12 protein-coding genes are annotated in these 11,818 nt (G+C 63.1%); 10 read left to right on the top strand and 2 right to left on the bottom strand.

Features of this window, described 5'->3' with window-relative positions; all coding sequences use genetic code 11:
* Positions 1 to 5 precede the first annotated feature (5 nt).
* From HD842_RS06085 to HD842_RS06110, 6 genes are all read left to right on the top strand, one after another.
* On the top strand, positions 6 to 920 hold the full coding sequence (locus tag HD842_RS06085; RefSeq protein ID WP_183552254.1) for a methyltransferase domain-containing protein: 915 nt from the start codon (positions 6 to 8) through the stop codon (positions 918 to 920).
* A gap of 320 nt (positions 921 to 1,240) precedes the next feature.
* Positions 1,241 to 1,441, top strand: coding sequence for a hypothetical protein (locus HD842_RS06090; protein ID WP_183552256.1), 201 nt, complete (start codon positions 1,241 to 1,243; stop codon positions 1,439 to 1,441).
* A gap of 113 nt (positions 1,442 to 1,554) precedes the next feature.
* Complete coding sequence (locus HD842_RS06095; protein ID WP_183552258.1) at positions 1,555 to 1,782, top strand: DUF6139 family protein; 228 nt, start codon at positions 1,555 to 1,557, stop codon at positions 1,780 to 1,782.
* A 189-nt stretch (positions 1,783 to 1,971) separates the two neighbouring features.
* The gene (gene lpxO / locus HD842_RS06100) at positions 1,972 to 2,871 is read left to right on the top strand and encodes a lipid A hydroxylase LpxO (RefSeq protein WP_183552261.1); all 900 of its coding nucleotides are present in this window, start codon (positions 1,972 to 1,974) and stop codon (positions 2,869 to 2,871) included.
* Positions 2,872 to 2,985: 114 nt separating this feature from the next.
* Positions 2,986 to 3,585, top strand: coding sequence for an NAD(P)H:quinone oxidoreductase (gene wrbA / locus HD842_RS06105; RefSeq protein WP_183552264.1), 600 nt, complete (start codon positions 2,986 to 2,988; stop codon positions 3,583 to 3,585).
* A gap of 19 nt (positions 3,586 to 3,604) precedes the next feature.
* Entirely contained in the window at positions 3,605 to 4,303 is a 699-nt protein-coding gene (locus HD842_RS06110; RefSeq protein WP_183552267.1) for a glutathione S-transferase N-terminal domain-containing protein, read from the top strand.
* Between the two features lie 19 nt (positions 4,304 to 4,322).
* On the opposite strand, the gene HD842_RS06115 is transcribed toward HD842_RS06110, so the two are convergent.
* Both HD842_RS06115 and HD842_RS06120 read right to left on the bottom strand, forming a co-directional pair.
* On the bottom strand, positions 4,323 to 5,057 hold the full coding sequence (locus HD842_RS06115) for an SDR family oxidoreductase (protein ID WP_183552270.1): 735 nt from the start codon (positions 5,055 to 5,057) through the stop codon (positions 4,323 to 4,325).
* Positions 5,058 to 5,215: 158 nt separating this feature from the next.
* A complete protein-coding gene (locus HD842_RS06120) occupies positions 5,216 to 7,186 on the bottom strand; it encodes a peptidase U32 family protein (protein WP_183552273.1) in 1,971 nt (656 codons plus the stop codon).
* Positions 7,187 to 7,350: 164 nt separating this feature from the next.
* Here HD842_RS06120 and HD842_RS06125 point away from each other — a divergent pair, with 164 nt between their 5' ends.
* From HD842_RS06125 to HD842_RS06140, 4 genes are all read left to right on the top strand, one after another.
* On the top strand, positions 7,351 to 8,454 hold the full coding sequence (locus tag HD842_RS06125; RefSeq protein WP_183552276.1) for a LacI family DNA-binding transcriptional regulator: 1,104 nt from the start codon (positions 7,351 to 7,353) through the stop codon (positions 8,452 to 8,454).
* A gap of 385 nt (positions 8,455 to 8,839) precedes the next feature.
* Positions 8,840 to 10,060 carry a fumarylacetoacetate hydrolase family protein gene (locus HD842_RS06130; protein WP_183552279.1) on the top strand — a complete coding sequence of 407 codons (1,221 nt, stop codon included), beginning with the start codon at positions 8,840 to 8,842 and terminating at the stop codon, positions 10,058 to 10,060.
* 65 nt (positions 10,061 to 10,125) lie between these two features.
* Positions 10,126 to 10,929 carry an SDR family NAD(P)-dependent oxidoreductase gene (locus tag HD842_RS06135; protein ID WP_308638191.1) on the top strand — a complete coding sequence of 268 codons (804 nt, stop codon included), beginning with the start codon at positions 10,126 to 10,128 and terminating at the stop codon, positions 10,927 to 10,929.
* Complete coding sequence (locus HD842_RS06140; RefSeq protein WP_183552282.1) at positions 10,926 to 11,798, top strand: SMP-30/gluconolactonase/LRE family protein; 873 nt, start codon at positions 10,926 to 10,928, stop codon at positions 11,796 to 11,798. Before HD842_RS06135 ends, HD842_RS06140 begins: the two co-directional genes overlap by 4 nt.
* The last annotated feature ends 20 nt before the right edge of the window (positions 11,799 to 11,818 follow it).

Below are 11,818 nucleotides of genomic sequence, written 5' to 3' on the forward strand. Positions count from 1 at the left end.
TAATCATGCTGAACGAACGCGAAATCGAAAGCTGCTACCTGGGGCAGTTCATTCCAGTCCACTACCATCACAATATGCTGATGGACCAGAACCGGATGCACAGCTTCAAGTCCGCCATCCACTACTCGGTCTTCCCCGGCGCCAAGGTGCTGGAACTGGGCGGCGGCACGGGCGTGCTGTCGTTCTTCGCGGCGCAGAAAGCGTCGAAAGTCTATTGCGTCGAATACAACCCTGACATGGTGCGTGAAGCGCGCCGCTTCCTGGCCATGAACCCGAACGGCCACAAGGTCGAAGTCGTCCACGCCGACGCATTCGACTACCTGCCACCGGAGCCGGTCGATGTCGTCATCTGCGAAATGATCCACGTCGGCATGCTGCGTGAAAAACAGGTCGAAGTGATCGAGTCGTTCAAGCGCCGCTACCTGGCCAAATTCGGCGGCCCGCTGCCGCTGTTCATGCCGGAAGCCGTCATCATGGCCGTCCAGCCGCTCCAGCAGGAATACGACTTCGACGGCTTCTACGCCCCGATCGTCCAGTTCCAGGAAACGGGCGTCGTCCAGCCCGGCACGATCGAGCTGTCGCAACCCGCCGTCTACAGCATCATCGACTTCGGCCAACCGGTCGACAGCCTGATCGCCTGGGAAGGCTCGGTCCTGATCGAACAGTCCGGCACCCTGAACGCCATGCGCTTCGTGACGAAAAACGTCCTGGCCATCGTGCAGGAACAAGCCACCACAATCGACTGGCTGAACCACTACATGACGCTGCCGCTGTACACGCCCATCACCGTCAAAGCCGGCGACCTGCTGCGCCTGTCCTTCGCCTACCGCGCCGGCGGTTCGATCCCGTCCCTGCAAGCCTCGATCCAGGCCGACGTCGTCACCCAGTCCGTCACCGAACAAATCCCCGAATACGCCTAACCCCAACCAGGGTCAGTGTCGAATTGTTTGACAACTTCAGTAAATCAATTGCTCAATAATTCGACTCTGACCCCAATTGATGGGTCATTGCTCGATGGATAAATAGGGTCAGTGTCGAACTGTTTGCCAACTGCAGAAAATCAGTTGCTCAATAATTCGACACTGACCCTAATTGTTTGGATTTAGCCATGTGGCTATTCTTGCGCCGTTTATCGGGATGGGCGACCGTTCGTGGCGGCGAAATGACCGTGCGTCGGATAGGGGTGGCCTGTTGAAGATGGTGGCCGGTAAAGTGCCTTCCTGTTCAATGTGGAGGCAATATGCTGAGTTTTCTGGTGTGGGTGCTGCTGTTGATGGTGTGCTGGCCGATCGCGTTGCTGGCGCTGCTGGTTTATCCCGTTGTGTGGCTGTTGCTGCTGCCGTTCAGGTTGCTGGGGATCGGCGTTGATGCCGTGTTCAGCCTGCTTAAAGGCATTGTCATGCTGCCGGCGAGGGTGTTGGGACAGCGGCCGGGCCATTGATATCGTTATGGCATGACTGAGTGTTGGGCAATTAACAGACGCTTCGCGCGCGATCTTTTACTGTGAAGATGCTCGCTTTCATCCGAAAGCAAACATTAAATAGAGGAAATAATATGCGCCTGGATATCTACCGCCGAGCTGAACATGATGGCAAGTTTTCGTACCTGGCCGTGCCGGAATCGAAAAGCATTCCTGAAGAAGCCACCAATACCGATTGGGAAGTCCAAGCCCAGGGCTACGAGGTGGAAGACAATGCCGATGCCATCAAGGATTTCGACATTGAACACCTGAGCGACCAGATCGCCGAAAAAGGGTATGCGATCACGTCGGTGACGCACTAAGATTTCCCCGGCGGGCCATCAGGCCTGCCAACATTTCTTCATCGGCAAGCGCGCAATTCGCGCCTTGCCGATGCGCCGGCATCTCTCCCTGAGAACCTGGCCGGCCCGCAACGGCCCCATAGCCGTTGTGGTATTCTGCGTCCTCGATCAAGCAAGCCAGCCACGCAATGGGCTGGGACGGAGGATGGTATGAAGTGGGTTGTTGTCGGTTTTTATGTGTTATCGATCCTGCACATCCATTTCCGCGGCCGAGTCCGTCTACCGTTTCGTCGCCAGATTTTCGATCATTCGTCGTTCATGGCGCCGATCAATATCTTCATGCACAAGTTTTCGCGCGTACCCAATACGCCGTTCACGCCGCTCTCCGAATTCCCTGAACTGGCCCGCCTGCAAGAGAACTGGCCCATCATCCGTGCTGAAGCCGAGAGCATGCTCGCGCTCAAGAAGATCAAGGCTGCCGAGCAGAATGACGATGCCGGCTTTAACTCGTTCTTCAAGAATGGCTGGAAGCGTTTCTACCTGAAGTGGTACGACGCGAGCCACCCGTCAGCTGAACGTCTGTGCCCGCAGACGTATGCGCTGCTGCAGTCGATCCCGTCCGTCAAGGCCGCCATGTTCGCCGAGCTGCCACCCGGTGGCAAACTGAATCCGCACCGCGATCCCTTCGCCGGTTCGATGCGCTATCACCTGGGCCTGGCCACGCCGAACGATGATCGTTGCTTCATCGAGGTCGATGGCGAGCGCCACAGCTGGCGCGATGGCCAGGGCGTCGTGTTCGACGAAACCTATATCCACTGGGCGATCAACGGCAGCGACAGCGACCGCATCATCCTGTTCTGCGACGTCGAGCGCCCGATGCGCTACCGCTGGATGCAGAGCGTGAACCGCTGGCTCGGCCGCAACCTGATGACCGCTGCCGCATCGCCTAACGAAACGGGCGACCAGGTCGGCCTGGTCAGCAAGCTGTTCCGCATTTCGTTCTACATGGGCCAGTACCGCCGCCGCTTCAAGGCGTGGAACAAGACGGCGTACAACATCACGCGCGTGGCGCTGGTCGTTGCATTGGCCGCATTCATCTACTGGATCTGACGCGCTCCCAGTAGCGCCGGTACTAAGACAACACGACAAGCCATTGTAGCGAAACCGGCATCTTTGCCGATCTCGCTACAATGGCTTTTCTGTTTTCACCTATCGGAGAAGTCCATGGCAAAAATACTGGTTCTGTATTACTCGACCTACGGTCACATTGAAACGATGGCCAACGCGATGGCCGAGGGCGCGCGCGGCGCTGGTGCAACGGTCGACGTGAAACGCGTCCCTGAAACCGTCCCTGAAGACATCGCCAAGAACGGCCACTTCAAGCTGGAGCAGGCTGCGCCCATCGCGAAAGTGGATGAGCTGGAGCACTACGACGCGATCATCATCGGCGCACCGACGCGCTATGGTCGTATGCCGAGCCAGATGGCGGCCTTCCTCGACCAGACCGGCGGCCTGTGGGCACGCGGCGCCCTGAACGGCAAAGTCGGCGGCGCCTTCACCTCCACCGCCACCCAGCACGGCGGCCAGGAAACCACGCTGTTTTCCATCATCACGAATCTGATGAACCTTGGTCTGACCATCGTTGGCCTGCCATACAGCTACCAGCAGCAGATGACGCTCGACGAAGTCGCCGGCGGCAGCCCGTACGGCGCGACGACGATTGCCGGCGGCAAGGGTGAACGTCAGCCGAGCGAGATCGACCTGGGCGGCGCGCGCCACCAGGGCAAGCTGATCGCCGAGACCGCCGCCAAGCTGTTCGGCTGATCGGGCGGGTGCCATCACCATGACCGATCTCTCCGCATTCCCCATCACGCAACGATGGCCGGCGCAGCATCCGGACCGGCTGCAGTTGTATTCGATGCCGACGCCAAATGGTGTCAAGATTCCGATCATGCTGGAAGAGATCGGTCTGCCGTACGAAGTGCACAAGGTCGACTTCGCCAAGGACGACCAACACTCGCCGGCCTTCCTGTCGCTCAATCCGAACAACAAGATCCCGGCGATCATCGATCCGGATGGCCCCGGCGGCCAGCCGCTGCCGTTGTTCGAGTCGGGCGCCATCCTGATCTACCTGGCGGACAAGACTGGCAAGCTCATGCCTGAGGACCCGGCCGCGCGCTATCAGGTCATGCAGTGGGTGATGTTCCAGATCGGCAGCGTGGGGCCGATGTTTGGCCAGCTGGGCTTCTTCCACAAGTTCGCTGGAAAGGACTACGAGGACAAACGTCCCCGCGACCGCTATGTCGACGAGTCACGCCGCCTGTTGGGCGTCATCAATGGCCAGCTGGCGCAGCACGCCTGGATCGCAGGTGACGACTTCACCATCGCAGATATCGCGATCTTCCCTTGGATCAATGGGCTGCTGAATTTTTACGAAGCAGGGGATCTGGTCGGCATCAAGGACTTCCCGCACGTATCGACCGCGCTCACCAAATTCCTCGCGCGCCCGTCCGTGCAAAAAGGGCTGAAGATCCCGGCGTAATCAAGCCGGCCAATCCGCCTCAGTAAGGGCTGGCCGTCGGCCGCACGATCAGCTCGCTGACATCCACGTCGGCCGGCTGATCGATCGCAAACCCGATCGCCCGCGCGATGGCCTCCGGCTTGATTGCCACCTTGCGAAACTGGCGCATTGCGGCGCGCGCAGCAGGATCCGAGATCGACTCGGCCAGGTCCGACTCCACGACGCCAGGCGACACCAGCGTCACGCGGATCGCGCCGCCGACCTCTTGCCGCAAACCCTCGGTAATGGCCGCCACGGCAAACTTGGTGGCGCAATACACCGCCGCTGTCGGGCTGACCGCATATGCGCCGATCGACGCGATATTGATGATCTGCCCGCTGCCACGTGCCTGCATGCCGGGCAGCACGGCGGCGATACCGTGCAGCACGCCGCGGATGTTCACGTCGATCATCTGGTTCCACTCGTCGATCTTCAAGGCGTTGAGCTTTGACAATGGCATGACGCCCGCGTTATTAACCAGGACATCAATCCGGCCATGGCAGTCGAGCGCGAAGTCGGCGAACGCCGTCATGCTCTCCATGCTGGTGACGTCGAGCCGGGCGACGTCGGCAGCACCGCCTGCAGCGCGGATGTCGCCTGCCAGCGCCACCAGCTGCTCGACCCGGCGTGCGCCGAGAACGACGCGGTGGCCCTGCGCGGCAAGAAAACGGGCGGTGGCTTCACCGATGCCGCTGCTGGCGCCCGTGATGAGGATGACTTTCGATGCGTGTTCCATGCTGTGCTCCCTGGTGTGTTGACAGTGGCGCAAGTATGGGCATCGGGCGTGGCGTTGCCCATGCCGAAACCTCGGCATCGATTGCACGATCCTCCGGAAATGAATAACGGCGCCCGCAGGCGCCGTTTGGTTGGCAACAATCAGCCGGCAGCAATCGGTCAACCGCGCGGCCGCTGGCGGTGGAACGTCAGCGGCGTGTACGACACGGCCGATGGCGGCGGTTGCTTCAGGATGTTCGAACGCATCGCGCCCACCACGTGCATTTCGCACGGCTTGCAGTCAAAGCGCAGCGTGTAGCGGTCTTCTCCACTGACCAGCGTCATCGGCTCGGCCTTCACCTGGCCCTGCACGCCTTGCACGCCCTTGGCCTGTTTCGGGCACAGGTTGAACGAGAAGCGCAGGCAGTGCTTGGTGATCATCAGGGAGACTTCGCCGGCTTCCTCGTGCGACTCGTATGCGGCGTCGATCAGCTGCACGCCGTGCTTCTGGTAGAACGCGCGTGCCTTGTCGTTGTAGACATTGGCCAGGTAGCTCAGCTGCACGTCGGGATACACCGGGGGAGGCGTCGTTGCCGACTTGCGCTCGGGCCGCTGCCAGGCCGCCAGGCGCGCCACTTCATGCGCCGCGATGGCGTCGCGGCGCAGCGCATTGATCGCCGCGCTCGGCACGAACCACGGCTGGCTCAGCTTGAGCTCGACGTGACCGGCTTCGAACATGGTGTTGCCCAGCTTGGCCAGGCTCGAACGCAGCGAGGCATCCGCCTGCGCGGCCTGCGTCGCCGGCTGCAGGGCAATTGCGGCCGCTGCATGCGACGTGATGCCGTCCTCGTCGATGATGTCCAGGCGCAGGCCGTCCGGCTGTTCGCTGAGCACCAGCTCCAATGCCACCTTGCGCTCGGACGATTTCTTGTTGAGCGTTGCTTCCCAACCGTGATCGCGGTTGCGGTGGATGACGGTGCCGACCTTCAAGCCTGCCAGCGTCTGCATCGGCTCGTTCGGATAGACGCGCCAGCGCTGGCCGTCAGCCTCGTCGCCCAGCTTGTCGGTCTTGTTGGCCTGGATGCCGACCGTGTCGCGCTTGTACATATAGTTCAAACCGTCGCCGTTGGCCATTGGCGCGCTGGTGACGACATCGAAGCTGTCGCCGTTCAAGCGCGCCACGATGCCCAGTTCCACACCCACGTACTTCGGCGAATCGAACGCACCGATATCGGTCAGGCGGCCCTGCGCGAAATATTCGGTATGGCCGCGGTGGAAGTTCTTGTCGACGTCCGGCGTGAACATGACGCGCGTGCGGCCGCTCGAGGCGCGCACGAATTCCGGCCGCTGGTCCAGCAGTTCGTCGAGCAGCAACCGGTAGTGGGCCGTGATGTTTTTCACGTACCCCATGTCCTTGTAGCGGCCTTCGATCTTGAACGAACGGATGCCGGCATCGACCAGCGCGCCCAGGTTGCGGCTCTGATCGTTGTCTTTCATCGACAACAGATGCTTGTCGAACGCAACCACGCGGCCCTGGCCATCGCTGAGCGTGTAGGGCAGGCGGCAATTCTGCGAGCAGTCGCCCCGGTTGGCCGAGCGGCCGTTGTCTGCGTGCGAGATATAGCACTGGCCCGAATACGCCACGCACAGCGCGCCGTGGACGAAGTATTCGAGCGGCGTGTCGGTGACCTGATGGATCTTGCGGATCTGCTCGACCGTCAGTTCACGCGCCAGCACCAGTTGCGAAAAACCGACGTCGGCGAGGAATTTCGCTTTCTCTAGCCCACGAATATCGCACTGGGTACTGGCATGCAGCTGGATCGGGGGCAGGTCGAGCTCGAGCAGGCCCATGTCCTGGATGATCAGCGCATCGACGCCGGCTTCGTACAGCTGCCAGATCTGCTTGCGCGCCAGCTCGAGTTCGCTGTCGTGCATGATCGTGTTCATCGTCACGAAGATGCGCGCCCGATAGGCGTGCGCGAACTGCACCAGCCCGGCGATATCCTCGAGCGGGTTGCTGGCATTGTGCCGCGCCCCGAATGCCGGGCCGCCGATATAGACGGCATCGGCGCCGTGCAGGATCGCCTCGCGCCCGATCTCGGCGGTTTTGGCGGGCGACAGCAGTTCAAGCTCGTGGGCTAGCAATGACATGGGGAATCCTTCGATGCGAAGACCGGGATTATAGCCAGTCGGCGCGCTGCCGTCATGTGCCGCGACGTTGCGGCGCTGGTCGAAGGCCACCGATGTTAGCGCAATCCCAAGCGTTGCTGTGCTAACATCAAGCCCATTTCCCTGGCCTTGAAAACAATCCTGACATGAGTAAAGTGACGCTCGACAGCATCCGTGAAGCGATGGAACACGGCAAGCCAACGATGGTGGACGTCGCCAAGCTGGCCGGCGTCTCCGCCATGACGGTCTCGCGCGTCATGAACGGGAAAACCCTGGTGCGTGAAAGCACGCGGCGCAAGGTCGCCGATGCAGTCGCCGCACTGAACTATACGCCGAACCAGGAAGCGCGCAATCTGGCCGGCTCCAAGCCGATCCGCGTCGGTTTCTTGTACAGCAACCCGAGCGCTGCGTACCTGAGCGAATTTCTCGTCGGCCTGCTGAACCAGTCGGGCCTGAACAATGTCCAACTCTTCGTCGAGAAGTGCGAGGCGGGCAACCACGAAACCGAACACACGCAGCGCCTCATCGACAATGGCCTCGATGGCGTCATCTTGCCACCGCCACTGTGCGACAGCGAAGCCGTGCTGGGGTGCGTGGAACGCGCCGGCATTCCCGCCGTCGTCGTCGCGTGCGGTTCGCCCGCACCCGGCCTGGGGGCAGTGAGCATCGACGACTACGATGCGGCCCACTACATGACGCGCCACCTGATCGCCCTTGGCCACCAGCGCATCGGCTTCATCGTCGGCCACCCGAACCAGAGCGCCAGCGCGCGTCGGCTCGATGGCTATCGCGCCGCGATTGCCGAAATGAACGCCGACGCAGCCGATGAACTGGTGGTGCAGGGGATGTTCACGTACCGCTCGGGCCTGGACGCGGCCGAGCAGTTGCTGGCCCTTGCCGAGCGGCCCACGGCGATCTTTGCCAGCAACGACGATATGGCTGCCGCCACGGTAGCCGTCGCCCACCGCCTGGCGCTGGACGTGCCGGGCGATCTTACCGTCACGGGCTTCGACGATACCGCGCTGGCCACGACGATCTGGCCCGAACTGACCACCGTGCGCCAGCCGATTGCCGAGATGGCGCGCGAAGCAGTACAGGCCCTGGTGCGGCGCGTGCGCGCGATGCGTGAAGAAGAACCGGCCGAGCCCGAGCAGACGCGCATGGATTTTGTCCTGGTGCGGCGCCAGTCTGACGCCGCGCCACGCGTGCGCCCGCCAGCGCGCTTGCCTGCTGCGGCGCGGAGCCTCTGACAAGATACCGTCCCGGCCTCTGGAGGGGCAGGGACCATCTCCCGGCACGGCTGCGAACACTGTATCCATTCCCGTTCCCGCCCCCCTGCAAGCATTCCAATAATTCGTTGACAACCGTCCGAGCAGAAGTTTAGACTGCAATGGTTGCGCTAACAATTCTGTTAAAGGATTGTTGTGACGCACATTAAAATAATCAAAAAGCATCAGGAGACGACCATGCAAGACCCGCACACCCGGCTGCCCGCCGGCGTGGCTGCAGCTACGCTCAGCCGCGCGCCTTCCCGTCACACCTCCTGAGTACCGGTTTGTCCCGGCTGCACAAGCCACGCTGCTTCGCATCCTTCAGCGTGCCCGCCAGGACCCGTCACCACGAACGAGAGAAAACATGACCGCATCTTCCGTCAATGCGCTACCCGGCGCGCTACCCGACGCGCTCCCCGCTGACATCGCGTCGGCCCTGCTGGTTGGCCGCGTCTGGCGCCCGGCGCCGATCGACGGCCCGGCAGTCGTCGCCGTGCGCGCCGGCCGCATCATCGACATCACCCGCTACGCAGCCACCGTCGCCGACCTGTTCGAGCGCGATGCGGCCGACATGCTGGCGATCGTCAAGAGCGCAGCGGGCGAGGATCTGGGCGACGCTGCCAGTCTGCTGCAAGCGGCGCTGGACGGCGGCCTGGGCGAGGGCGGTCTCCAGCTGCTCGCGCCATGCGACCTGCAGGCCATCAAGGCCGCCGGCGTGACGTTTGCCGTGAGCCTGCTCGAACGCGTCATCGAAGAACAGGCCAAAGGCGATCCTGCCCGCGCCTCTGCATTGCGCACGGAACTGCAGGCGACCATCGGCACCAACCTGGCCGAGATGGTGCCGGGTTCCAGCGCCGCGATGCGCCTGAAAACGGAGCTGAGCGCGCGTGGCCTGTGGTCGCAGTACATGGAAGTGGGCATTGGCCCCGACGCCGAGGTCTTCACCAAATCGCAACCGATGTCGTCGCTGGGCCATGGCGCGGTGGTGGGCCTGCACCCGTCGTCGCACTGGAACAACCCGGAACCCGAGATCGTGCTGGCCGTGAACAGCCGCGCCGAGATCGTCGGCGCCGCACTGGGCAACGACGTCAACCTGCGCGACATCGAAGGGCGCAGCGCGCTCCTGCTTGGCAAGGCCAAGGACAACAACGGCTCGTGCGCCATCGGCCCGTTCGTGCGCATTTTTGATGGCGACTTCACGCTCGACACGCTGCGCAGCTGCGAAGTGAGCATGCTGATCGAAGGCGCCGACGACGGCTTCATGCTGGCCGGATCGAGCCGCATGCGCGAGATCAGCCGCGACCCGCTCGACCTGGTGGCACAGACCTGCGGCGCGCACCACCAGTATCCGGATGGCTTCATGCTGTTTCTGGGGACGATGTTCTCGCCGATCAAGGACCGCGGCGCGGCCGGTGGCGGCTTCACGCACCACCCGGGCGACAAGGTCACCATCTCGACCCCGGCGCTGGGCGCCCTGGTCAACACGGTCGGCCGCAGCGACACCATTGCGCCATGGACCTTCGGTGTGCGCGCGCTGTACCAGAACCTGGCGCGGCGCGAACTGCTGGCAGGCCGTTCAGCATGACCCCACCCGACGGCGCGCCCCACGATTTGCTTTCCGATCCGCTTCAAGATAACCACGAGTTCACGATGCACGATTCAACACCAGATTCCACCCCCGCCGCACTGGTCTACGCGACCTATCCCGACCTGCGCGACAAGCGCGTCGTCATCACCGGTGGCGGCACAGGCATCGGCAGCGAACTGGTGACGGCGTTTGCCGGCCAGGGCGCCCAGGTCTGGTTCCTCGACATCGCCAAGGAAGCATCGACGGCGCTGGCCGACGCGCTGGCCGGTTCCGCGCACAAGCCGCGCTTCCTGCCGTGCGACCTGACCGATCTCGATGCGCTGGCCGCGACCTTTGCCGCCATCGAGGCGGAGGCTGGTGGCATCGACATCCTGCTGAATAACGCCGCCAACGACGACCGCCACGGCATCGACGACGTCACGCCCGACTATTGGGAAAGCCGGATGGCGGTCAATCTGCGCCACACCTATTTCTGCAGCCAGGCAGCGGTTGCGATGATGCGCCGCCAGGGCAGTGGCGTGATCCTCAATTTCGGCTCGATCTCGTGGTACCTGGCGTCGAACCAGCTGTCGCTGTACATGATGGCCAAGGCGGCGATCGAGGCGATGAGCCGCGGTCTGGCGCGCGACCTCGGCGCCGAGAATATCCGCGTCAATACGGTGATTCCGGGCGCCGTGCGCACGCCGCGTCAGCAGGCGCTGTGGCATACGCCGGAAGAAGAAGCGCGCATCCTGGCCGGCCAGTGCCTGCCGCAGCGCGTCGAGATGCAGGACGTGGCGGCGCTGTCGCTGTTCCTGGCCTCGAACAACGCGCGCCGCTGCAGCGGCCGCGAATACTTCGTCGACGCTGGCTGGTACGGCGCATGAGCGGCGCCGTGCACTGCCTGTGGGACGTCAAGGCCACGCTGGGCGAGGGTGCCTTGTGGGACGCGGTCCGCCGCAAGATCTGGTTCGTCGACATCAAGGGCCGCCGCATCCACTGCTGCGATGAAGACGGTAGCGGGCGCCAGAGCTGGGATGCGCCGTCCCAGATCGGCTTTCTCGCACCGAGCGACGATGGCGGCATGGTGTGCGGGCTCGAAGATGGCCTGTACCGCTTTCTTGAGACCGATGGCGCGTTCATCGCGCTGGCCCGCGTCGAAGCCGACCTGCCGGGCAACCGCTTCAACGATGGGCACGTCGATGCAGCGGGCCGCCTGTGGTTTGGCTCGATGGACAATGGCGAGAGCGAAGCGACGGGAACACTGTACCGCTTCGACGGTGCCGGCCAGCCGGCGCGCGCGATAGACGCCGGCTACATCATCACCAACGGCCCGGCCATCAGCCCGGACGCGACCACGCTGTACCACACCGACACGCTGGCGCGCACCATCCACGCTTTCGACCTGGGCCCGGACGGCGCGATCAGTGGCAAGCGCCTGTTCGTCACGCACGAAGGCAGCGGCCATCCGGACGGCATGGCAGTCGACGCCGAAGGCCACCTGTGGGTCGCCGTCTTCGGCGGCTGGCGCATCGACCGCTACGACCTTCAAGGGCGCAAGGTCGGTGAAGTGCGCTTCCCGTGCGCGAACATCACCAAGCCGGCCTTTGGCGGCGACGATCTGCGCACCGTGTATGCCACCACCGCGCGCAAGGGATTGAGCGAGGCCGATCTGCTCGCGCAGCCGCTGGCCGGCGGCCTGTTCACGTTCCGCGCCGATGCGCCGGGCCTGCCGCAACATGCGTTGCACCTGTAACGCGCACTGGAGAATCACCG

Source organism: Massilia aurea (genome assembly GCF_014200505.1).
Classification (GTDB): Bacteria; Pseudomonadota; Gammaproteobacteria; order Burkholderiales; family Burkholderiaceae_D; genus Telluria; species Telluria aurea_B.